Below are 22440 nucleotides of genomic sequence, written 5' to 3'. Positions count from 1 at the left end.
GACCTGCCCTGCCCCCTGAATTCGGACCTCTGCCTTTCCCGGGCAGTCAACCCGAACCCGGCGGCCCGCCCGGCTCGCCACGGCGGGCGTTGCCCGATCCGCCACCGGAACCTGCCCGCCCGTCCCGCGACGGCAGCATCCGCGAGATCCCGCGCCCGGCGGCCTGCACGAGCGGCACGAGCGTCATCGGCTCGGCGGTTCCGGCGCGCACCACGATCGACACCGCGGCGACCACCTCGTCACCGTGGCCGCGGATGGGCGCGGCGACCGACAGCGCGTCGAGCGTCACCTGCCCGTCGCTCACCGCGTACCCGTTGCGGCGCACCGCGGCCAGCACCTCGCGCAGCCGGTCCGGCGCGGTCATCGTCTTCGACGTGTACGACCGCAGCGGCGCGGCCAGGGCCTGTTCCTGCACGTCCGCGGGCGCGTGCGCGAGCAGCACCAACCCGACGCCCGTCGCGTGCAGCGCGAACCGCCCGCCGACCCGCGTGCGCACGGGCACCGCCTGCCTGCCCGCGATGCGCTCGACGAACACGAGTTCGAGTCCTTCACGGACCGCGAGTTGCACGTTCTCGTGCGTCACCTCGTACAGGTCCTCGAGGAACGGCATCGCGACGTCACGCAGCCCGAGCCCGCGTGGCGCCAGCGACGCGACCTCCCACAACCGCAGGCCGACCCGGTACCGGCCGTCGGCGCCACGTTCGAGCGCGCCCCATTCCACGAGTTCGGCGACGCGCCGGTGCGCGGTCGGCAGCGACACCCCGGCACGGCGGGCCAGCTCCGACAGCGACAGGTCCGGCGTCGCCGGGGTGAAGGCGTCGAGCAGCGCGAGCACCTTGGCCGTCACCGACCGGGCCTCCTCGCCCATCGCCCTTCCCGTCTACAACTCGAGCACCAGCCGCGGCCCGCACGACCGCGACACGCAGATCATCATCGTCTCACCGGAGGCGCGTTCCGCCTCGGTGAGCAGCGAATCGCGGTGGTCGGGGGTGCCACCGAGCACCTCGGTCTCGCACGTGCCGCAGGTGCCTTCCCGGCAGGACGACAACACGGGCACGCCCGCCGCTTCGACCGTCTCGAGGATCGACCGGTCCGCGGGCACGTGCAGGGTGCGCCCGGAGTTCGCCAGTTCGACCTCGAAGGCCGTGCGCTCTCCGGTGTCCTGCTTCGGCGTGAAGCGCTCGACGTGCACGCCGGCGCACCGGGCTTCGACCGCCTGGATCAGCGCCTCGGGTCCACAGCAGTAGACCGCCGCGGTGCTGTCGAGCAGCGTGTCGAGCGGGAGCAGGCCGTGCTCGTCCTGCGGCAACACGGTCACCCGGTCGCCGTACTTGGCGGTCAGTTCGCCCGCGAACGCCATCGACGCGCGGGTGCGCCCGCCGTAGCAGAGCCGCCAGTCCGCACCACGCGCGTCGGCTTCGGCGACCATGGGCACGATCGGCGTGATCCCGATGCCGCCCGCCACGAAGAGGTACCGCGAAGCCGGGACGAGCGGGAAGTTGTTGCGCGGCCCCCGGACGCGCACGACGTCGCCTTCGGACAGTCCGTTGTGGACAAACGCCGAGCCGCCCCGGGAGTCGGGTTCACACAGCACGGCGATCGACCACGCCGAGCGGTCGGCGGGATCCCCGCACAGCGAGTACTGCCGCTCCAGGCCGCCGGGCAGGCACAGGTCGATGTGCGCGCCGGGCGTCCACGCGGGCACCGGCGCCCCCGAGGGGTCGCGCAGCGTCAGCCCGGCCACGTCCTCGGCGAGCTTTTCCTTGCGTGCCACCACCAGGCCGGTCATCGCTGTCCCTCCGGCCGATGGCCGTCCGGATGGGCGAGCAGCCAGTCCCACAGCACCACCGGATCTTCGAACTCCCGCTCGGCACCGCAGTGGCAGACCGCGCGCAGCCGGTCGGTGCCGAGCACCCAGTGGATGCGGTGGACGGAGTCGCCCCGCAGCACCGCGGTCATGTGCGCACCGCGGTGCCGCGTTCGACCATGCGCTTGAGGAACCGGCGCGCGGCGAGCCCGCCGGTGTCGATGTTGATCGACAGTTCCTGGTAGCCATCGGGTTCGCGCTGGATGACCTGCTCCAGGATGTCCAGCGCGGTGACGTCCTGCAGCACCACCGTGCGGTTGCTCTTCGCCAGGAAGTCCGACACGTTCTGGTCGTCCAGCGCGAAATCCCTGGCCACGAACCAGAAGTCGTGCGTCGAGTGGGCGGTTTCCGGGGTGATGGCGTAGCCGACCTCGACGTGGAAGGCGTCCGGATCGGACCCGTCGGGCTCCGGCACCGAACCGACCGGCGCGATCCGGCTGTGCAGCAGGTACAGGCACGGCGGGTGGTATTCGATGTCCTGCCAGCGGGTGATCCGGCCACGCAGGCCGGTCGACTCGGCGTAGAACGACGGGCATTCCGCGTCGTCCATGTGCCTGCTGACGTAGATGACCTCGTTCTCCTCGTCCACCTCGGTGGTGATCGGCGTGTTCGCCACCTCCGGCGTGCCGATGTACCCGCCGTGCAGGTAGGTCTCGTGGGAAAGGTCCATCAGGTTGTCCACGAGCAGCTCGTAGCGCGCCGCGAGCGGTTCCAGCCCGCGCACGGTGGTGTAGGCGGGATCGGCGAACCACGGCGCGCGCGGGATGCGCGCCGGGTCGGCCAGTTCCCGGTCACCGATCCAGACCCAGACGAACGAGTCCTGCTCGACCAGCGGATAACCGGGCACCCGCGCGGTGCGCGGAACGCGTTTCTGCCCCGGTACGAACACGCACGTGCCGGACTTGTCGTAGGTGAAACCGTGGTAACCGCACACGATGGTGTCGCCGTCGAGCCTGCTCTCCGACAGCGGGTACCGCCGGTGCACGCAGCGGTCGGCCAGCGCGACGGCCTCGCCGCTTTCCGTGCGGTAGAACACGATCGGCTCGTCGCAGATGGTCCTGCCGAGCAGTTCGCGGCCGACCTCGGCGGAGTAGGCGGCCACGTACCACTGGTTCCGGGCGGCGGTCGTCATCGACTCGGCTCCTTCGCTGCGTGGTGGGTATCCGCACTGTGCGGTCCCCGGCTTCCGGGGACCACGGCGGTTTTCACCTGGTGAAAGGCTTTCCCGCGTTCCGATCACCGGAATGCCGGGCAGGCGGGCCGGGTGATCTGTGGTTAGCTCCTGGCGCATGACACGGTCAGAGCCGACCACGTTCCTGTCCACGGACGACGCGCCGCGCAAGCCGTACCGGGCACTCTGGCTGGTCCTGCTGCTCGGCTGGATCGTCAGTTACGCCGACCGCACGCTGACCGGCCCGGTGATCAGCTGGATGATCGAGAACAAGGTCGGCTTCATCGGCGAGGCCAGCGATCCGCGCGCACTGGGCGGGCTCGTCGGCTCCCTGTTCTTCACCGGCTACATGCTCACGCAGTACCCGGGCGGGCGGCTCGGCGACCGGTTCGGGCATCGCGAGATGATCGTGCTGTCGCTGCTGTGGGCGGCCGTGATGACCGCGGTGTCCGGCATCGTCGTGGGGCTCATCGCCTTTGTCGGCGCCCGCGTGCTCACCGGGCTCGGCGAGGGCGTGTTCTACTCGAACGACCGCACGCTGATCCTCAACCACACGCCGCCGGCGAAACGGACGCTCGGCCTCGGCGTGGTGATCTCCGGGCTGTCCATCGGGCTCACGCTCGGCCTGATCTGCACCCCGCTGCTGATCGACTGGGGTGCCTCGCTCGGCATGGGGATCGGCTCGTGGCGGATGCCGTTCCTGGTGTTCGCGGCGGTTTCGGTGCTGGTGGCGCTGGCGTGCTGGTACTTCTTCCACCGGCACCTCGGCGGCGCGCTCCGGCTGGGACCGCCCTTGCTGCGCCTGCTCGCGGTGTCGGCGCCGCTGCTGGTCGCGGTGCTCGGGCTGTTCATCCTCGCCGACGAGCTGCGCTGGCCGACCTGGGGCACCGCGATCGGCTCCGGCCTGCTCGCGGTGCTGGTGATCGGCGTGATCGTGGCCAGGATCCGGCGCACCCCCGAAGCGTCCACTTTGCTCGGTCGCGACATCGTCATCATCTACGTGGCCTACATCGCGATCCTGTGGAACCTGTGGTTCTTCAGCTTCTGGTCGGTCGAGATCGTGCGGGAGGCGGCCGACAGCTCGCTGCTGGCCGCGGCGCTCACCGCCGCGTTCAACGCGGGCGCGGGCATCATCGGCTTCCCGGTCGGCGGCTGGCTCGCGGACCGGGCCCTGCGTCGCGGCGTGGGCCGCAAGCCGCTGCTGATCGTGTTCAGTGTGGTGTATTCGCTGCTGGTGTTTGTGTTCGCGCTGTCGATCAGCGGCGGCAGCGAGCCGTCGCTGCTGCTGCTCGGGCTGATCCTGTTCTGCTCCGGGCTGTTCTTCAACGCGCTGCAGCCGATCGCCCAGGGCATCACCGGCGACCTGGTGCCGGAGAAGCAGCGCGGGTCGGCCTTCGGCATGCTCAACCTGGTCTCCGAGATCGGCGCGGTGGCCAGCCCGGTCGTCAGCGGTGTGCTGCGGGACGCCACGGGCGACTGGGCCGTCGCGACCTGGGTGGCGGGCGGCATCATGCTGGTTTCGGCGGCCATGTACGGCCTGGTGCGCGAGAAGCGGCCCGTGCTCACCGGCTGAGCGCGGGTGCGGTGAACCGGTGCCGGTAGGACGTCGGCGTGGTCGCGTAGGCGGCGACGAAGTTCTGCCGGAAGGTCACCACGCTGCCGAACCCGCAGGTGCGCGCGACCCGTTCGATGGACCACGTGGTGGTCTCCAGCAGGCGGCGCGACTCGTCGAGCCGGCGCGCGAGCACCCATCGGGCCGGGGTAGAGCCCATCACCTCGATGAACCGGCGGGTGAAGTTCCGCCTGCTCATCCCGGCGTGCTCGGCGAGATCCTCCACGGGGAGCGGACGGTCGAGGTTCGCCAGCGCCCAGTCGATCGTGGGGCCGAGCGGGGTGCTGGCGTCCGGCTCGGGCACCGGCCGGTCGACGTACTGCGCCTGGCCGCCGTCGCGATGAGGCGCGACCACGAGGTGCCGCGCGACCCGCGCCGCGACGTCGGTGCCTGCCCGCGCGCGGAGCAGGTGGAGGCAGGCGTCGATCGCGGACGCCGTGCCCGCTGAGGTGAGCACGTCACCGTGGTCGACGTACAGCGCGTCGGGATTGACCTCCACCGCGGGCCGGCGCCGCGCGAGGTCGCTCGACGCGCCCCAGTGGGTCACCGCGCTGCGCCCGTCGAGCAAGCTGCTGTCGGCGACCGGGAAGGCACCCAGGCAGAGACCCGCGATCCGGGCACCGCGGCCGTGCGCGGACCGGATCACGTCGAGCAGGTCGCCCTCCGCCGGACGCAAGTCGGTGTGCCACGAGGGAAACACCAGCAGGTCGGCCGACGCCGTGGCTTCGCGTCCGGCGAGATCGTCGATGACGGCGCCTTCCTCGGTGCGCACCGCGCGCCGGTCGTCCGACCAGATGGTGGTCTCCCAGTCCGGCGCGAGCCCCTGCCTGCGGACCTCACCGAAGACGAGCAGGGGCGCGGAGAGGTGGAACATCGTGATGCCGTCGAAGGCGTGAATGGCGATCCGCATGCTGTCCCAAATCCATCGAAAGTCGTCTTCTGTGCCACTCACTGTACGCGGCCGGGGCCCGGAGGATGGAGGTACCAATCCGATCCAGCAAAGGAAATCCGCACCATGGCCACACCGCGCCGCGCCCTGATCGTTGTCGACGTCCAGCAGGAGTACTTCGACGGCGTGCTCGAAGTCCAGTACCCGCCCCGCGACCAGTCGCTGGCGAACATCGCCCGCGCGATCGACCTGGCCGAGGAGCAGGGCCTGCCGGTTGTCGTGGTCCAGCACGAGCTGCCCGAGGACGCGCCGCTGTTCGCCGCGGGCTCGCCGGGCTGGGAACTCCACCCGGAGATCGAGAAGCGCGCCAAGCCGTCCTGGCTGCGTGTCACGAAGGGCAGTTCCAGCGTGTTCACCGGCACCGAGGTGGCGGACTGGCTGGCCGGGCAGCAGGTCGACACCGTGACGATCGTCGGTTACATGACGAACAACTGCGACATCGCGACCGCCGTCTCGGCCGAGGCCCTAGGCCTGTCCGCCGAACTGCTGTCCGACGCCACCGGCGCGATCCACCTCGCCAACGACGCCGGGAAGGCCTCCGCCCAGCAGGTCCACGAGACGCTGCTCGTGTTGTTCAACTCGAACTTCGCCGCGGTCGCCACCACCGATGCCTGGGCCGCCGCCGTGCGCGCGGGCGAGCCGCTGCCCAAGAGCGACCTCGGCACGTCGGCCACCCAGGGACGGGCGGCCTTCTCCGCGTAACGGCTCAGTCCGGGGCCACCGCGCGGCGGACGCTTTCCCGCAGCAGCGCCCGGCGGCGGTCGTGAACGCCGTCGGGCTCGTCGGCGGTGGCCGCGTAGACGTTGCTGACCGGCGACCAGGCCATGGACATGGCGATGACCATCGCCATCAGGTCGAACGGCTCGCCCCGCCGGACCAGTCCGGCGGCCTGCGCCTCGGCGATGGCACGCAGTTTGCCGTCGTCGAGGCGCTCGTTGTCGTCGACGAGGTGGCCGCTGGGCCGCCGCTCGAGGCGGGCCCAGGTGGCGAGCCGGATGAGGTCGGGGCGGCGGAGGTACTCGTCGTAGAGCCGGACCGCCCAGTCCGCCAGGTCCGCGGCGTCGATGGGCACCACGTTGACGATCCGCTCGAGCGAACCGGCGAAGATCGCGTCGAACAGCCCCTCCTTGCTGCCGAAGTAGCCGTAGAGCTGGGCCTTGTTGGTGCGTGCCGCGGCGACGATCCGTTCGACGCGCGCGCCGGCGATGCCGTGCTCGGCGAACTCACGGGTGGCGACGTCGATGATGCGCTGCTTGGTCGCCGCGCCCCTGGCGGTCAGCTGCTGGTCGGACACCGCCCCAGCTTAGAGACAGACCAGTCGGTTGGCTTTCCGGCCGCCCCCGGTTACGCTGAGATAGACCGAACAGTCTGTTTATTCTGAGGAGCGGCATGAGAACCACCACCGGCTGGCGGGCCCAGGGCCCCGGCACCACCCTGCGCCGGACTTCGCTCCCCCGCCGCGACCTGCGTCGCGACGACCTCGCGGTGCGCGTGGACCACTGCGGGGTCTGCCACACCGACCTGCACGCCATCCGGGCGCACGGCGACGGCCTGCTGGTGCCCGGCCACGAGTTCACCGGCGTGGTGACCGAGACCGGGCCGGACGTGACCGGCTTCCGCCCCGGTGACCGCGTCGCCGTCGGCAACATCGTCGACTCGTGCGGCGAGTGCGCCCCGTGCGCGGCGGGCCAGGAGAACTTCTGCCGCGAGTTCCCGACGCTGACCTACGGCGGCACGGACCGCCACGACGGGACCCCCACCCTCGGCGGCTATTCACGCGAGTACGTCGTCCGCGACCGGTTCGCCTACCGGCTGCCCGCCGGGCTCGACCCCGCCGCCACGGCACCGCTGATGTGCGCCGGGATCACGGTGTGGGAACCGCTGCGCGCGCTCGGCGCCGGGCCGGGCACCCGGGTCGCGGTGTGCGGGCTGGGCGGCCTCGGCCATCTCGCGGTCAAGTTCGCCGTGGCACTCGGCGCGGAAACCACGGTGGTCAGCCGGTCGGCGGACCGCGCGGCCGAGGCGGCCCGCCTCGGCGCGCACGACTTCGTCGTCTCCGCCGACGACGGCGAACTGGCGGCGGCCAGGGACCGGTTCGACGTCGTGCTGGACACCGTTCCGGTGCCCCACGACCTCGGCCCGTACCTGAAGCTGGTCGCCATGGACGGCACGCTCAGCCAGCTCGGGCACCTCGGCCCGGTCACCGTCGAGACGCTCGATCTGCTCATCGGCCGCAAGAAGCTCAGTTCCGCGGGCAGCGGCGGCCGCCGGGAGACCGCCGGCATGCTCGGCTTCTGCGCCACGCACGGCCTCACCGCCGACGTCGAAGTCCTCCCGTCGGCCAGGGTGGGCGAGGCACTCGACCGCCTCGACCGCAACGACGTCCGCTACCGCTTCGTGCTCGATCTGTCCGATTTGGACTAGCGGGATTCGCCGTCCGGCCCGGCCTTGGCGCCGCGGCGGCGGAGTTCGGTGCGTTCCGCCCAGTTGTAGAGCGCGTCGTAACCGGCGACGCTGACGCCGAGCATGCCCAGGATGCCGATGACCACCGCCGCCGAGATCAGGTCCAGCACGGAGCACACCACGGCCGCCCCCACCAGGACGGCGCCGACGCTCAGGTTCCACTTGCCGATGCCGCTCACCCCATGACCGTAATCGACCTGGCACGCGCGCGGTGTGGTCCGTTCGACCCCGAGATCACAACGCGCCGAGCACGTGCGACACCACGATCAGCCCGCACACCGTGAAGTTGATCCCGCGGTGCGCGGCGAACACCGCGATGAACTCGCGGATGGTGGCGCTGGGCCAGAAGTACCAGGCGGTCGGCGCGCCGATCACCTGGCCGTTCAGCCTGGCCTTGCGCGCGAGCAGGGCGGCCCGCAGCACGTGGAAGTTGTTCGTCACGACCACGCACCGGTGCTCCGGCCGGTGCGTGGTCATCAGGTCCCTGCTGAAGGTCAGGTTCTCCCAGGTGGTCCGCGACCGGTCCTCCAGCAGGATCTTCTCGCGCGGCACCCCGCGCTCGGCCAGGTACGCGGCCATGGCGCGGGCTTCGGGCAGGTCCTCGTCCGGCCCCTGCCCGCCGGAGGTGACGATCATCGGGTCGGCACCGCGGGCGCGGGCGGCGTCGAACGCGCGGCGGCCGCGGTCCAGCCTGCCCGCCAGCAGCGGCGGAACCCGGTTGCCGCCGAGCAGCCCGGCGCCGAGCACCACGACGAAGTCCACCCGGCGGCGGCTGCGGATCCGGCCGTAGACGATCGAGTACAGCAGGAAGCAGACGAACAGGAACGACACGTAGAACAGCAGGGAGTTCACCGTCATGGTGAGCACCTCCAGCGGTTTCCAGCCGATCCGCCCGACCGCGAAGTTCACCGGGACGAACGCGATGATGCCGACCCCGGCGGCGAGCGAAAGCAGGTTGGCCAGTCGGCGTCCTTCGCGCCGGAGCATGGTGATTCCGTTGCAGATCAGGAAGATCCCGAGCGCCAGCACGGTCAGCGGGATCAGCGCGAGCCCCGCGAACAGCAGGACGGCGGCCGCGTCCTCGGACACCGAGGCGACCACCATCAGCACTCCCACGGCGAGGAACACCAGGGTGAAGAACAGGTAGAAGCCGTGCCGCAGCCTGCGCCGGTCACGCAGGAAGCTGACCAGGAACACCAGGAAGCACGCCGCCGCGGCGAGGAACGGCAGCACCAGCGGGTTCACGCGACCTCCAGCCTGCGCCAGGCCGCCAGGAACACCAGCGCGGTCGCGATGGAGAAGAACGACGCGAGCGAGTTCGCCGCCAGGTAGACGACGTAGGCGTCGCCGGACACCGTCGCGGCCAGGCCCTGCTCGGCGAGCGGCACGACGAGCAGGATTCCGCCCAGCACCAGGAAAACCAGTCCGGCCAGCACGGTGAACGCCACGATGAGCACCCGCGGGATCCGCCGCGGCCCGTCGTGGTGGCGCACCAGCCCGCGCCGGACCAGCCACCACGACACGAGGCAGGCCACGGCCAGCGAAAGGGCGTCGGCGGCCACGGTGTCGGACAGCCGGTGCCATTTCGCGGTGACCGTGTAGGCCCCGATGCCGACCGCCCACGACAGCACGAAGAACAACGCCACCCCGCGCCACCGGTAGGGCACCACGAGCAGCGCGGCGAACAACACGGTCATCGCGATCGTGGTGTGCCCGCTGGGCAGGCTGTTGGCCGCGTAGTCTTCGGACACCGGAACCAACGCGGGCCGCGGCAACAGGAACCGCTTGAGCACCTGCGTGACCGCCTGCCCGGCGACGATCAGCCCGACCGCCGCGAACGCGAGGGCGGGCCGCCGCCTCAGCATCCCGACCACGCCGACCGCCACCACGGCGACCGCCAGCGAGTACACCGTGATCTGCCCGAGGGCGTGGTCCGCGGCGTCGCGCTCCCCCGGATCGGCTTCGTCGGCACCACGCAGCGCCGCGTTCTCCAGCACCTGCCCGGTGGTCGTCCACACGGCGAGCAGGTACACCGCCACCGCCACCAGCACGCTCACCGCGGCGACGACCGCCCAACGCCGGACCGGCACCTCGCCACCCCTCCCCCGTGCTCGGACGCGAGCGATTACATCATACGGAGTAACCAGTCGAGCACAGGCCGTGGCCGCCGTCGCGCGCGCGTGCCGCCGCGGGCCATTGCGGACCGGGTGGGAACGCTCTACCGTAGGCAAAACTAGAACAGGTTACAGTTTCCGGTGGCGGCCGGACCGAGGAGCGCACATGGCGAAGAGGGCACCGCGCGGCGACGAAGCCGACTACGTGGTCGTCGGGTCGGGCAGCTCGGGGGCGGCGATCGCGGGCCGCCTGGCGGAGTCGGGGGCGAGCGTGATCGTGCTCGAAGCCGGTCGCACCGACCAGAAGATGATGGTCAAAAAGCCCGGCCTGGTCGGCCCGATGCACGCGGTTCCCCAGCTCAAGCGGCCGTTCGACTGGGGTTTCTACTCCGTACCGCAGAAGCACGCGCTCGACCGCAAGATGCCGGTTCCGCGCGGGAAGGTGGTCGGCGGCTCCAGTTCGATCAACGGCATGGTCTACGTCCGCGGCAACCGCGCGAACTTCGACTCCTGGGCCGCCGAGGGCAACACCGGCTGGGACGCGGACAGCGTGAACGCCGCGTACAAGCGGATGGAGGACTTCGAGGACGGCGAGAACGCGTTCCGGGGCGCGGGCGGGCCGATCCGGGTCACCCGCAACAAGATCCCGCAGGAGGGCTCGCTCCAGTTCGTCCAGGCGACCGCCGACACCATCGGCTGCAAGATCCTCGACGACTACAACGCGGAGTCACAGGAGGGCGTCAGCCGGATGCAGCAGAACGCCGCCGACGGCCTGCGTTACAGCGCCTCACGCGGCTACATCCACCACCTCGCCCCGCCGACGCTCGAACTCCAGTCCGGCGTGCTGGTGCGGAAGGTGCTCATCGAGCACGGCCGCGCGGTCGGCGTCGAGGTCGCCGACGGGCGCGGCACGCGGACCGTGCGCGCGGGCAAGGAGGTCATTCTCTCCGCCGGTTTCGTCGGCTCGGCCCAGCTGCTCATGCTGTCCGGGATCGGCCACGCCGAGCACCTGAAGAGCCACGGCATCGAGGTGGTCGCGGACCTGCCGGTCGGGGACAACCTGCACGACCACATGTTCCACGCGATGACCTTCCACGTGTCGTCGAGCCGGAACACCGGCACGCCACCGTACTTCGCGCGCGGCATGGTCCGGGAGCTGCTCCGGCCCGGCACCACCTTCCTGGCGAACTCGGTGTTCGAGGCGGTGGCCTTCCTCCGGACCTCGCAGGCGGACGCGGTCCCCGACCTGCAGCTGCACCTGCTGCCGTGGGCCTACGTCTCCCCCAACCAGGACGCGCCGATCCGGCACGACGTGGACAAGCGGACCGCGCTCACCGTGCTGGTCACGCTGATCTATCCGAAGAGCCGGGGCACGCTGCGGCTCGCCTCGGCGGATCCCGCGGCCGCGCCGCTCATCGACCCGCAGTACCTGTCCGACCCGGCCGACCTCGAAGTGCTCGGCGAGGGCTCGGAAATGGCCCGAGAGATCTTCGCCTCCGGCGCTTTCGGCGGCTCGGTCAAGGAAGAAATCCACCCGGGCAAGGACCTGCGCGGCCAGGAACTGCGCGACGCCATCCTCAACCGCGCGACGTCGGTGTACCACGGCGTCGGCACCTGCCGGATGGGCGTGGACGAACTCGCCGTCGTCGGCCCCGACCTCAGGGTCCGCGGTGTCGAAGGGCTGCGAGTCTGCGACGCCTCGATCATGCCGTCGATCACCGGCGGCAACACCAACGCGCCCTGCATCATGATCGGCGAAATGGGCGCCCAGCTCGTGCTCGGCACCAACTGACGGGGAGACCACCATGACCATCACCCCGCTCGCGCTCACCCGGCCGGCGTCGGTCACCGACGAACGGCTGCGGCGGCTCGTCGCCCGGGTACCCGGTTCGACCGGCGCGACCTGGAAGCTCACCGAGGTCTACACCGGTGAAACGCTCGTCGAGCTGCCTCAGTCGGCACCGGCGGACATCGAGCAGGCGTTTACCGTCGCCCGCGCCGCGCAGGAGAAGTGGGCCGCCACGCCGCTGAAGCAACGGCTGGCGGTGTTCAAGCGGGCCCACGCGCTCTTCGTCGACCGCGCGCCGCAGGTCACCGACCTGATCCAGGTGGAGAGCGGCAAGAACCGGCGCATGGCGATCGAGGAGACCTGCGATCCGGCGATGGTGATGAGCCACTACCTTCGGCGAGCCGCCAAGCTGCTCGCGCCGGTGCGCCGAGGTGGCCCGGTGCCGCTGCTGACCACCTCGACCGAGATCCGGCAGCCGAAGGGCGTGGTCGGCATCATCGCGCCGTGGAACTTCCCGTTCGCCACCGGCATTTCCGACGCCGTGCCCGCGCTGATGGCCGGGAACGCGGTGATCCTCAAGCCCGACAACAAAACCGCGCTCTCGCCGCTCTACGGCATCCAGCTGCTCGAAGAAGCCGGGCTGCCCGAAGGCCTGTTCCAGGTGGTCTGCGGTGAGGGCCCGGACGTCGGCCCGACGCTGATCGACAACGCCGACTACGTGATGTTCACCGGCTCCACCGCCACCGGCCGGGTGATCGGCGAGCGGGCGGGCCGCAACCTGATCGGCTGCTGCCTCGAACTCGGCGGCAAGAACCCGATGATCGTGCTCGACGACGCCGACCTGGCCGAAACCGTGCAGGGCGCGATCTTCGGCGCGTTCGGCAACACCGGCCAGATCTGCATGCACATCGAGCGGATCTACCTGCCGGAGTCGCGGTACGACGAGTTCAAGGACGCGTTTGTGGCCAAGGCGAAGGCACTCGACGTGCGGGCCGCCTACGACTTCGGGCCCGACATGGGCTCGCTGGTCTCGGTGGACCACCTGCGCCGCGTCCAGTCGCATGTGGACGATGCGGTGGCCAAGGGCGCCACCGTGCTCTGCGGGGGCAAGCCGCGTCCCGATCTCGGCCCGGCGTTCTTCGAGCCGACCATTCTCGAAGGCGTCACGAAGGACATGCTCTGCGGGGTCACCGAAACCTTCGGGCCCGTGGTCGCGCTGCACAAGTACCGCACGGTCGACGAGGCCGTCGCGCTGGCCAACGACACCGACTACGGCCTCAACGCCTCGGTCTGGGGTGGTGACCTCGGCGCCGCGCGTGCGGTCGCCGCGCGCATCGAGTCCGGCAACGTCAACATCAACGACATCCTGGCCACCGCCTACGCCTCCAAGGGCACCCCGTCCGGTGGTGTCAAGACCTCCGGGGTCGGCGCGCGCCACGGCGACCAGGGCCTGCTCAAGTACACCGACGTGCAGCAGGTGGCCGTGCTGAAGAAGCAGGTGATGGGCGCGCGCCCGGGACAGGACTACGACAAGTACGTCAAGGGCATGCTTTCCGGGCTCAAGCTGATGCGGAAGCTGCGCATCAGGTAGGGCGGCCGTCGCGGGCCACCACCACGCCGCCCTTGACCACCAGGCGGCGCGGCGGCCGGACCGCCACCGCCTCGGCGGGCACCCGTGCGTCCACAATGCACAGATCGGCCACACAGCCCTCGGCCAGGCCGTAGCCGTCGAGCCGCAGTGCCCTGGCACCACCGTGAGTGGCCGCGTCGAGCGCGAGTTCGATGTCCTCGTCGCGCCGGAAACCGCAGCCCTGCGCGAGGAACAGCGCGCGCTCCAGCATGTCGCCGGTGCCGTACGGCGACCACAGGTCACGCACCCCGTCGTTGCCGCAGGCCAGGTTCGCCCCGGCGGCGGCCATCCGGCGCAGCGGCGGGGCGGGCCTGGTCACCGGCGCCACCGTGGTCAGGCTGATGCCCAGTTCGGCCATCGCCGCCACCAGCTGTTCCTGCCGCCGCTCCGGAATCCCGCCGCACAGGCCGAACCCGTGGCTGATGGTGACCTTGCCGGTCAGCCCGAGCGCCCTGGTCCGCTCGATGATCAGGTCGAACTGCCAGGCGCCGAGCGGCCCTTCGTCGTGCAGATGGATGTCCACCCCGCAGCCGTGGCGGTCCGCGATGCCGAACACCGCGTCCAGCTGGCCGACCGGGTCGTTGTCGATGCCGGCCGGGTCCAGCCCGCCGACGTGCTCGACCCCGGACTTCACCGCCTCCTCCAGCAGGGCCAGCGTGCCCGGCTTGCTCAGCAGCCCTTCCTGCGGGAAGGCGACCAGCTCGACGTCGATCCGGCCCTTCCGCCGCGCCAGCGCCTCGCGCACCGCCTCCACCCCGCCGAGCCCGACGCCGGGATCGACGTCGACGTGGCTGCGCGCGTGCGTGGTGCCGTTCGCGATCATCGCGTCGAGCAGCGCTCCGATGTAGACCGGCGACGGAATGCCCAGCTCACCACGGCGGCGCCGCTCGTTCGCGATCACGTCGGCCAGCCCGCCCGACGCCGAGTGCGGCACCCACGGCCCGCCCCACAGCGTCTTGTCCACGTGGCAGTGCGCGTCCACCAGGCCGGGCAGCACCAGCGCGCCACCGCAGTCCTCCACCGGCCCGTCCGCGGTGAGGTCACGGCCGACCTCGGTGATGCGGCCCGCGGTGATCTTCAGGTCCGCGGCCGTGCCGTCCGGCAGCGTCACCGAGCGCAGGAGCAGGTCGTTCATCGTGGTGCCTCTCGCGAATCGATCCGGATGATCCGGCGCTCGGCGGCGACGGCCACGGCGGCCGCCCTGCTGTCCACGCCGAGCTTGTCGTAGATGTGGGTCAGGTGGGTTTTCACGGTGGCTTCGGAGATGAACAGCTTCCCGGCGATCCCGCGATTGCTCAGCCCGTCCGCGAGCAGCCGGACGATCTCGGTTTCCCGCGGGCTCAGCTCCGGCACGGGCGCGCGCATGCGGCCGACCAGCCGGGCCGCCACCTGCGGTGCCAGCGCCGTTTCGCTGCGGGCGGCCGCGCGGATGCCGCGGAACAGGTCGTCCGGCGGCCCGGCCTTGAGCAGGTAACCGGTGGCGCCGGCGTTCATCGCCCTGGTGATGTCCACTTCGGTGTCGTAGGTGGTCAGCACCAGCACCCGCGGGGCGTCCGGCAGGGCGGTCAGCCGCTTGGTGGCGTCCACCCCGTCCGGGCCGCCGCCGAGCTGGAGGTCCATCAGCACCACGTCGGGCCGGTTGGCCGCGGCGAACCGCACGGCCTCGTCCGCTCCGGCGCATTCACCGACGACTTCCATGTCGTCCTCACCGGCCAGCAGCGCGGCCAGCCCGGCTCGCACCACGGGGTGGTCGTCGACGATCAGGATCCGGATGGTCACCGTGCCTCCCCGGCGGGTGCGGTGACCGCGAGCGCGGTGCCCTCACCCGGCGCGCTCTCCACCACCAGCGAACCACCGAGCGCGGCCACCCGCTCGGCCATCATCCGCAGCCCGTACCCGCGCCCGGGCGCGGCCCGCACGGCGTCCGGGTCGAAGCCGGCGCCGTCGTCCCGGACGTCCAGCACCACCTGGTCGCCCAGGTAGGTCAGCGTCACCGCCGCCTCGGAGGCACCGGCGTGCTCGGTCACGTTGGCCAGCGCGCCCTGCGCCACCCGCAGCAGACCGGCCGCCACCTGCGGGTCCAGCGCGTGCGGGGTGCCGCTGGTGGCGAAGCGGACCGTCGGCCCGCCCGCCGCGCCCGCCTGCTCGGCCAGTTGGGAGAGCGTTCCGGCGAGGTCGGTGCCGTCGAGCCGTGGTGAGGCGAGGTCGCGGACGAACCGCCGCGCCTCCGCGAGGTTGTCACCGGCTGCTTCGACCGCGCGGGTGACGTGCGCGCGGGCCAGCTCGGGTTCCGCCGACCACGACCGCAGCGCCGCCTGCAGCAGCATCCGCATGCTGGACAGGCCCTGGGCGAGCGTGTCGTGGATCTCCCTGGCCAGCCGCTCGCGTTCCTGCACCACCCCGGCCACCCGCTGGCTCTCGGCCAGGTCGTCACGGGTGCGCAGCAGGTCGCGCACGAGTTGCTGCTGCTCGGTGCGGTCCCGGTCGAGTTGCAGGAAGGTGACCGTGGCCATCAGCGCGACCGCGATCGGGGCGAGCACCAGGCCGAGGTCGAAGCCGGTGGCGATCCGCAGCTGGGCGAGGATCACCGCGACGGTGAGCAGCGCCACCACCACGATCACCACCCGCGGCCGCAGCAGCTGCAGGCAGACGAAGAACAGCGGGACCGCGCACCAGGCGAAGCTCGGCGCGGCGACCACCAGCGCGAGCCAGGTCACGATCACCAGCGCGAGCCAGGCCTGCCGCCACCGGCCGAGCCCCGGCCAGGCCAGCACACCGGCCGCGTAGACCACCGCGAGCCCGGCGGTGAGCCCGAGGATCAGCGGGGTGGCGCCACGCAGCCCGTGCGTGCCGACGAACCGCGCCACCGAAGCGGCGAGCAGCAGGAAGAAGCCGGCGTGCATGGCGGCGTTGAGCCGCGCGCTGCGCGCACCGGCCGCGGCAGCCAGTGCCATCTCCGCTCCTTTCCGGCCCTTTCGGCGGTCACCCGAACGACCCGGTGATCGTAAGCGCGGCTCACCCGGGCCGCATCAATCGTCCGGATGATGCCGGGGTCGCCCGGACGACGCCGGAGCCCGCGACCCGCCGCCGATTCGCCGGGGCCCGCGACGCGGGAAAGTCGTGGCAGGACGGGAAAAGCCCGCCGGACGAAAGGGAAAACCGATGAAGACCACCACCACCCGCACCCGCCTGGCCCTCGGCATGACCGCCGGTGTGGCGACCGTCGCCATCGCCACCGGCTTCGGCGTGGCGCAGGCCCAGGACCAGCCCGCGCCGCAGCCGCAGCCCGCCGCCGCCGCGCAGAACGTGGTCCAGACCGGCACGCTGAGCATCGACGCGGCCATCCGCGCCGCACAGGCCACTCTGGACGCCGCCGAGCAGAACGGCCAGCGCGTCACGGTGGCCGTGATGGACCGCTCGGGCGTGGTGCGCGCGCTGCTCAAGGGCGACGGCGCGGGCCCGCAGACCGAGGAGTCGGCCAAACGCAAGGCGTTCACCGCGGTCTCGTTCGGGCAGCCGACCTCCGCGCTGGCCAAGAACGCGCAGGGCAACGGCCCGACCGTGCGGGACATCCCGGGCACGCTGTTCCTCGGCGGCGGGGTGCCGGTGGTCGCCAACGGCGCGCCGATCGCGGCGATCGGCGTCGGCGGCGCACCCAGCGGTGACCTGGACGAGCAGTTCGCCAACGCGGGCCTGCGGGCCATCCGCTGATGTCGTCGCGACGGAGGGCCGTGCTCGCGGCCCTCGCCACCACCCTCGTGCTCGGCGCCTGCTCACCCCAGGCGCCGGGCCCTTCGCCCAGTGGAGCGCCCATGAACACCCCGGAGACTGCGCGGTCGCAGCCGGTGCCCAGCCCGGCGCCGGTTCCGGCCGCCGACCTGCTGGCCGCCGCCGAACGCGGTGACGCGGACGTGGTCCGCGCGGCGATCACGGCCGGTGCCGATCTCGAGGTCCGCGACAGCGCTGGCCGGACGCCGCTGCTGCTCGCCGCCACCGCGGACCGGGTCGAGGTGGCGTCGCTGCTGGTCGCCGCCGGGGCGGAGCCCGACGCGCTCGACCACCGGCACGACACCCCGTGGCTGGTCACGGGCGTGACGGGCAGCGTGGCGATGGCGCGGGCGCTGCTGCCCGCGGAACCCGACCTGACCATCACCAACCGGTTCGGCGGCACGTCGCTGATCCCCGCCGCCGAACGCGGCCACGTCGAGTACGTCCGCTTCGCCTCGGGCACCGGGATCGACGTGAACCACGTGAACAATCCCGGGTGGACGGCCCTGCTCGAAGCCGTCATCCTCGGCGACGGCAGCGACCGCTACCAGGAGATCGTGCGGATCCTGATCGCCGCGGGCGCGGACGTGAACCTGGCCGACCGCTCCGGCGTCACACCGCTCACGCACGCCCGCGCGGACGGCCAGGCCGAGGTCGCCGCCATTCTCACCGCCGCCGGTGCTCAGGCGCCGTAGAAGCGGCGGATCTTCCCGATGATGTAGTCCTGGTCGCCTTCGGACAGGCCGGTGTAGGTCGGCAGGTAGAGCCCGCTCGCGGAGAACCTCGCCGCGTTCAGCGCCGGCCAGTCCGGGTCGCGGTACATGGGCTGCGCGCTCATCGGGATGAAGAAGGGCCGGGTGTCGACGCCTTCGCCCGCGAGATAGGCCCGCAGCTCGTCCCGGTCCTCGGCGAGCAGGTCGAACATCCAGAGCACGTCACGCGGTGGCAGCAGCGTGAGCCCGTCGACGCCTTCGAGACCGGCCTGGTAGCGCTTCTCGATGGCCGCGCGCACCGCGAGGATCTCGTCCAGTCGTTCCACCTGGGCGAGTGCCACGCTCGCCTGGAGATTGGTGAGCCGGAAGTTGTAGGCCAGCTTGCGGTGCAGGTAGTTGTGCTCGCTGCTGGCGCCCAGCCCGCGCAGGTGCGCCATCTGCGTGGCCAGCCACGGATCGTCGGTGACGCAGATCCCGCCCTCGCCGGCGGTGATGATCTTGTTGGCGAACAAGGAAAAGCAGGCGATGTCGCCGGACGGGCGGACCCCGTGGGCCTCGGCGGCGTCCTCGACCACCCGCAGCCCGTACTCGCTGGCCAGCCGCAGGATCGTGGTCATGTCGCACTGCCTGCCGAACACGTGCACCGGCATGATCACCTTGGTGCGCGCGGTGATCTGGTCCTCGATGCGCGTGACGTCGATGGTCAGGTCGTCGGCGCAGTCCACGAAGACCGGGGTGCCACCGAGATAGGTCACCGCCCACGCGGACGCCACGTAGGTCAGCTCCGGCACGAGCACCTCGTCGCCCGGGCCGACGCCCAGCGCCCGCAGCGCGACGGTCAGCGCGGCGGTGCCCGACGAGCACGAGACGCCGTGCGCCACGCCGTTGTAGTCGGCGAAGGCCTGCTCGAAGCGGGCGACGTTCGGACCCTGGGAGGAGATCCAGTTCCCGGTGACCGCCTCGGTCACGTAGGCCAGCTCGTTGCCGCCGAGGCAGGGCTTGGAGATCGGATAGGTGATGGCCATGCCGCGTTCAGTCCTGTTCCATCGCGGGGAGACCGAGGATCAGGTCGGCGGCGCGCTGCCGTCCGCCCGCCTCGGCGAACAGCCGGGCGTACTTCTCCGCGTTGACGCGGAAGGAGTCGTCGGCGAGCACGCGCTCGATCTTGTCCAGCAGGTCGCCGGCGTGCAGTTCCCACGGTTTGTCGAGGGTGAGCGAGACACCGAAGTCCTGGCCGCGGCGGGCCTGGTCGTAGGTGTCCACCCACATCGGGCGGAGCACCTGCGGCTTGCCGAAGTGAATGCCTTCGGAGAAGCCGTTCCCACCCGCGTGGCCGACGAAGAGCTTGACGTTCTCGTGGGCCAGTACGTCCAATTGCGATGGTACCCAGCTCTCGATCCGCACGTTGGCGGGGAGGTCGCCGGGCAGCCATTTCTGCTGTGACTCCGGCAGCTTCCACAGCACGTGGTACCGGCCCTCCAGGCGCCGGATCACCTCGACCACCGCGCCGACCTGGTCCGCGGTGAGCCGGGTGTTCGTGCCGAGTCCGATGTAGATCACCGAGTCGTGCGCGGACAGCCACTCCCCCAGCTCCGCTCCGGGCGCCTGCGGCAGCGGCGGCAGCACCGCGCCGACCAGCGCCATGTTGTCCGGAATGGACAGTGTCGGATAGTCCAGCTCGCGCACCGTGTGCACCAGCGCCAGCTCGGCGCGCTCGACGCGGGTGAACTGCCCGGCCACCTCGGGCGCGATGCCGAGTTCCTTGCGCACGGCGGCGTCTTCCATCCACTGCTTGCGCATCGACGAGGACAGGCCCATCGCGATCGTGCGGAACTGCATGAGCCGGTTCTGCAGTTTCTGCACCAGGTTCTGCCGGTGGGGCAGGCCGGAATGCGGCACCGGGAAATCGCGTGGCGCGTAGGACTTCCCGAACGGGACGTAGGAAACGAGCACGTTGCTGGGCAGGAACGGCACGTTGAGCACGTACGGGATCTTTTGGGTGATGGCCAGCTCGATGCCGTACTGGCACATGCAGTCGATCACCATCAGCGCGGGCTGGATCTTTTCGACGGCTTCTTCCAGCTTGCGGTATTTTGGCACGCGCTGGCGCGGATCGATGTTCTTGGCGATGATCGCCCGGCGGGCCTTGAACCGGGACCGCTGGGTCACCGCGCGATAGGTTTCCTCGTCCCAGTTCTCCGACAGCACGTCGGGGTGGTGCTCGCCGAGCGAAAAGAACTCCACCGGGGTGCCCGCGTCGATCGATTCCACATCGGACCGTCGCAGCTCGTCGGTGGCGAACCACAGATCCGGCACGTTCCGGCGGGAAAGCTCGCCTGCCAGCACCAGCATCGTGTTGATCAGCCCGCTGCCGACCGAGCTCACGAACAGAATCGGGTGCTGACTCGAACCCATCTGCAACTCCCCTTCGAGGTGACCGCCGGACGTCTTCGCCGCAGCATGCCGCAAGGATCGGCGCAGTCGCCCGATGTCGAGCAAAAACCCTAGTCGGAACGACCTACTTGTCGCTTAACGCACGATTTGCGGTGATCAGTCCGTCGCCAGTACGCAGTGGGTGCCGCGGTAGATGGTCGGCATGCACTTGTTGCAGTGCACGCACAATGAGCGGGCTCCGGCCCGCAGGCGCGACGGCAGATCGGGCTCGCGCAGCAATGCCCGTGCCATCGCGACAAACGCGAAACCCTCGGCCAGCGCCTGTTCCATCGTCTCCAGCCGGGTGATCCCGCCGAGCAGGATCAGCGGCAGGTCCAGTGCCGCGCGGAACTGGCGCGCCCGGTCCAGCAAATACGCTTCCTGGAACGGATAACTGCGCAGAAAGGCACCACCGGCCGCACGCACCCCCCACCGCACCGGACGCGGGAACCGCGCGGCGAACTCGCGCAGCGGCGCGTCCCCGGTGAACAGGTACATCGGGTTGAGCAGCGAGCTGCCCGCGGTCAGTTGCAGCGCGTCGACCGTGCCGTCGGCCTCCAGCCACCGCGCGACACGCACGCTCTCGTCCAGCCAGAACCCGCCCGGCACACCGTCGTCCATGTTGAGCTTGGCCGTCACCGCGATCCGGTCGCCCACCGCGTCGCGGACCGCACGCGCGATCTCCAGCGCCAATCGTGCCCGGTTCTCCAGCGAACCACCGTAGGCGTCGTCCCGGTGGTTCAACCGCGGACTGAAGAACGAGCTGACCAGGTAGTTGTGTCCGAAGTGGAGTTCAACGGCGTCGAAACCCGATTCGACCGCCAGCCGCGCGGCTTCGGCGTGCGCGCGGACGACGCGGCCGAGATCGTCCACTGTGGCCGGTCGGGTCAGCCGCATGCCCAGCGGATTGGGAAAGCGCCCCGGGGCCAGCGCGGGCAGCCGGTTGGACGCCGCGTTCGCCACCGGGCCCGCGTGCCCGAGCTGCGCGCTGACCGCCGCGCCCTCGGCGTGCATCGCATCGGTGAACCGCCGCAGGCCGGGCACCGCCTCGTCCCGCATCCAGAGCTGGTGCCGGTCGGTGCGCCCGTCCGGGGACACCGCGCAGTAGGCGAGGGTGGTCATCGCCGCACCACCGCGGGCGACCCGCCGGTGGAACTCGATCAGCCGATCGGTGACCAGCGCGTCCGGGGTGGCACCTTCGAAGGTCGCGGCCTTGATGATCCGGTTGCGCAGGCGCACCGGGCCCAGGTGAGCGGGCGCGAACACGCCGGTCACGAGCCCGCCAGTCCCGCCGTGACGAACGCGCGCAGCGTGGCCACCGGCACCTCGCCTGGCATGCCGTCGGCGAAGAACTGCAGTATCAGCCCGAAGGCGAGCAGCCAGCGCCGCGCGGCGTCCGCCTTCGACAGCTCCGGCCGCGCGTCCCGCAGCAGCTCGACCCACGGCGACAGCCCGAACCACCGCGAGGTCCACCCCGCTTCGCCACGGCCCAGCACAAAGCGCGCCAGCAGCCGCAGCCGCAGGTGCCCGACCGGGTCCGCGGCCAGCTCGGCGAGCGGGGTCACCACCAGGTCGACCAGCTCCGGCACCTCCGGTACCCAGCCGTCGCGGCGCCGCGCGGCGACCTCGTCCAGCCGCCGCTGCCACACCGGCGCGAGCCGGGCCTCGAGCAACGCGGCGATCAGCGCGTCCTTCGAGCCGAAGTGGTAGTGCACGGCGGCGGGGTTCATCCCGGCCGCGCTGTTGATCGCGCGCACGGACACCGCGTCGTAGCCGGACTCCAGCAGCAGCCGCTCGGCGACGGTGAGCAGCCGTTCTCGGGTGGTGGCGTCGGTGCCGGGCACCCAGTCAGCTCACCACAGCCGGGGTACGAAATCAATCACTGATTGAAACGGTGCTGGGGCATAAGCTGGTGGTGACACACCCGGAGG

At 71.2% G+C, this 22440-nt stretch carries 23 protein-coding genes; 7 read left to right on the top strand and 16 right to left on the bottom strand.

Annotated elements, in window-relative coordinates; translation table 11 throughout:
• Positions 1-46: 46 nt before the first annotated feature.
• Genes A4R43_RS07815 through A4R43_RS07800 form a run of 4 tightly spaced genes read right to left on the bottom strand, consistent with a single transcriptional unit; the run spans position 47 to position 2999 of the window.
• Entirely contained in the window at positions 47-868 is an 822-nt protein-coding gene (locus A4R43_RS07815) for an IclR family transcriptional regulator (protein WP_236808831.1), read from the bottom strand.
• A 12-nt stretch (positions 869-880) separates the two neighbouring features.
• Entirely contained in the window at positions 881-1789 is a 909-nt protein-coding gene (locus A4R43_RS07810) for a PDR/VanB family oxidoreductase (protein WP_113691703.1), read from the bottom strand.
• Positions 1786-1959 carry a hypothetical protein gene (locus A4R43_RS43190; RefSeq protein WP_113691702.1) on the bottom strand — a complete coding sequence of 58 codons (174 nt, stop codon included), beginning with the start codon at positions 1957-1959 and terminating at the stop codon, positions 1786-1788. Before A4R43_RS43190 ends, A4R43_RS07810 begins: the two co-directional genes overlap by 4 nt.
• Positions 1956-2999 (bottom strand): aromatic ring-hydroxylating dioxygenase subunit alpha, encoded by a 1044-nt coding sequence (locus tag A4R43_RS07800; protein ID WP_113691701.1) that lies wholly within the window; start codon positions 2997-2999, stop codon positions 1956-1958. Before A4R43_RS07800 ends, A4R43_RS43190 begins: the two co-directional genes overlap by 4 nt.
• A gap of 157 nt (positions 3000-3156) precedes the next feature.
• On the opposite strand from A4R43_RS07800, the gene A4R43_RS07795 reads away from it, so the two are divergent.
• The gene (locus tag A4R43_RS07795) at positions 3157-4611 is read left to right on the top strand and encodes an MFS transporter (RefSeq protein WP_113691700.1); all 1455 of its coding nucleotides are present in this window, start codon (positions 3157-3159) and stop codon (positions 4609-4611) included.
• On the opposite strand, the gene A4R43_RS07790 is transcribed toward A4R43_RS07795, so the two are convergent.
• Positions 4601-5560 (bottom strand): GlxA family transcriptional regulator, encoded by a 960-nt coding sequence (locus A4R43_RS07790; RefSeq protein WP_113691699.1) that lies wholly within the window; start codon positions 5558-5560, stop codon positions 4601-4603. The two genes, A4R43_RS07795 and A4R43_RS07790, sit on opposite strands and share 11 nt — an antisense overlap.
• A 105-nt stretch (positions 5561-5665) precedes the next feature.
• Here A4R43_RS07790 and A4R43_RS07785 point away from each other — a divergent pair, with 105 nt between their 5' ends.
• Complete coding sequence (locus A4R43_RS07785; protein WP_113691698.1) at positions 5666-6301, top strand: isochorismatase family protein; 636 nt, start codon at positions 5666-5668, stop codon at positions 6299-6301.
• 4 nt (positions 6302-6305) lie between these two features.
• Here the strand turns inward: A4R43_RS07785 and A4R43_RS07780 are convergent, their stop codons facing one another.
• Entirely contained in the window at positions 6306-6893 is a 588-nt protein-coding gene (locus A4R43_RS07780; RefSeq protein ID WP_113691697.1) for a TetR/AcrR family transcriptional regulator, read from the bottom strand.
• Between the two features lie 95 nt (positions 6894-6988).
• Here A4R43_RS07780 and A4R43_RS07775 point away from each other — a divergent pair, with 95 nt between their 5' ends.
• Complete coding sequence (locus A4R43_RS07775) at positions 6989-8023, top strand: NAD(P)-dependent alcohol dehydrogenase (protein ID WP_113691696.1); 1035 nt, start codon at positions 6989-6991, stop codon at positions 8021-8023.
• Here A4R43_RS07775 and A4R43_RS07770 read toward each other — a convergent pair.
• Genes A4R43_RS07770 through A4R43_RS07760 form a run of 3 tightly spaced genes read right to left on the bottom strand, consistent with a single transcriptional unit; the run spans position 8020 to position 10152 of the window.
• Entirely contained in the window at positions 8020-8241 is a 222-nt protein-coding gene (locus A4R43_RS07770; protein ID WP_113691695.1) for a hypothetical protein, read from the bottom strand. The two genes, A4R43_RS07775 and A4R43_RS07770, sit on opposite strands and share 4 nt — an antisense overlap.
• A gap of 55 nt (positions 8242-8296) precedes the next feature.
• Complete coding sequence (locus A4R43_RS07765) at positions 8297-9307, bottom strand: YdcF family protein (RefSeq protein WP_236808830.1); 1011 nt, start codon at positions 9305-9307, stop codon at positions 8297-8299.
• Positions 9304-10152, bottom strand: a complete 849-nt coding sequence (locus A4R43_RS07760) for a phosphatase PAP2 family protein (protein ID WP_236808828.1) — start codon at positions 10150-10152, stop codon at positions 9304-9306. Before A4R43_RS07760 ends, A4R43_RS07765 begins: the two co-directional genes overlap by 4 nt.
• Before the next feature lie 190 nt (positions 10153-10342).
• On the opposite strand from A4R43_RS07760, the gene A4R43_RS07755 reads away from it, so the two are divergent.
• Together A4R43_RS07755 and A4R43_RS07750 are read left to right on the top strand one after the other, a co-directional pair.
• Positions 10343-11968: a GMC family oxidoreductase gene (locus tag A4R43_RS07755; RefSeq protein WP_113691694.1), complete on the top strand. Its 1626-nt coding sequence runs from the start codon at positions 10343-10345 to the stop codon at positions 11966-11968.
• 13 nt (positions 11969-11981) lie between these two features.
• Positions 11982-13556 (top strand): succinic semialdehyde dehydrogenase, encoded by a 1575-nt coding sequence (locus A4R43_RS07750; protein ID WP_113691693.1) that lies wholly within the window; start codon positions 11982-11984, stop codon positions 13554-13556.
• Here A4R43_RS07750 and A4R43_RS07745 read toward each other — a convergent pair.
• Genes A4R43_RS07745 through A4R43_RS07735 form a run of 3 tightly spaced genes read right to left on the bottom strand, consistent with a single transcriptional unit; the run spans position 13549 to position 16549 of the window.
• A complete protein-coding gene (locus A4R43_RS07745; RefSeq protein WP_113691692.1) occupies positions 13549-14730 on the bottom strand; it encodes an amidohydrolase family protein in 1182 nt (393 codons plus the stop codon). The genes A4R43_RS07750 and A4R43_RS07745 overlap by 8 nt on opposite strands.
• The gene (locus A4R43_RS07740; protein ID WP_113691691.1) at positions 14727-15374 is read right to left on the bottom strand and encodes a response regulator; all 648 of its coding nucleotides are present in this window, start codon (positions 15372-15374) and stop codon (positions 14727-14729) included. Before A4R43_RS07740 ends, A4R43_RS07745 begins: the two co-directional genes overlap by 4 nt.
• Entirely contained in the window at positions 15371-16549 is a 1179-nt protein-coding gene (locus A4R43_RS07735; protein ID WP_113691690.1) for a sensor histidine kinase, read from the bottom strand. Before A4R43_RS07735 ends, A4R43_RS07740 begins: the two co-directional genes overlap by 4 nt.
• A gap of 208 nt (positions 16550-16757) precedes the next feature.
• Between A4R43_RS07735 and A4R43_RS07730 the strand changes: the two genes are divergently transcribed.
• Positions 16758-17306: a GlcG/HbpS family heme-binding protein gene (locus tag A4R43_RS07730; RefSeq protein ID WP_113691689.1), complete on the top strand. Its 549-nt coding sequence runs from the start codon at positions 16758-16760 to the stop codon at positions 17304-17306.
• A 101-nt stretch (positions 17307-17407) separates the two neighbouring features.
• Complete coding sequence (locus tag A4R43_RS07725; RefSeq protein ID WP_113691688.1) at positions 17408-18058, top strand: ankyrin repeat domain-containing protein; 651 nt, start codon at positions 17408-17410, stop codon at positions 18056-18058.
• Here A4R43_RS07725 and A4R43_RS07720 read toward each other — a convergent pair.
• The 4 genes from A4R43_RS07720 to A4R43_RS07705 all read right to left on the bottom strand — a co-directional run bounded on the left by A4R43_RS07720 (position 18046) and on the right by A4R43_RS07705 (position 22353).
• Complete coding sequence (locus A4R43_RS07720; RefSeq protein ID WP_113691687.1) at positions 18046-19101, bottom strand: DegT/DnrJ/EryC1/StrS family aminotransferase; 1056 nt, start codon at positions 19099-19101, stop codon at positions 18046-18048. The genes A4R43_RS07725 and A4R43_RS07720 overlap by 13 nt on opposite strands.
• A 7-nt stretch (positions 19102-19108) precedes the next feature.
• Positions 19109-20491: a glycosyltransferase gene (locus A4R43_RS07715; RefSeq protein ID WP_113691686.1), complete on the bottom strand. Its 1383-nt coding sequence runs from the start codon at positions 20489-20491 to the stop codon at positions 19109-19111.
• A 135-nt stretch (positions 20492-20626) separates the two neighbouring features.
• The gene (locus A4R43_RS07710; RefSeq protein ID WP_113691685.1) at positions 20627-21784 is read right to left on the bottom strand and encodes an NADH:flavin oxidoreductase; all 1158 of its coding nucleotides are present in this window, start codon (positions 21782-21784) and stop codon (positions 20627-20629) included.
• Positions 21781-22353 (bottom strand): TetR/AcrR family transcriptional regulator, encoded by a 573-nt coding sequence (locus A4R43_RS07705; protein ID WP_113691684.1) that lies wholly within the window; start codon positions 22351-22353, stop codon positions 21781-21783. The genes A4R43_RS07710 and A4R43_RS07705 overlap by 4 nt, the downstream gene beginning before the upstream one ends.
• Between the last annotated feature and the right edge of the window lie 87 nt (positions 22354-22440).

Source organism: Amycolatopsis albispora (assembly GCF_003312875.1).
Lineage (GTDB): Bacteria > Actinomycetota > Actinomycetes > Mycobacteriales > Pseudonocardiaceae > Amycolatopsis > Amycolatopsis albispora.
Note: the sequence above shows the minus strand (reverse complement) of the source record. Positions and strands in the feature narration are given on the sequence as shown.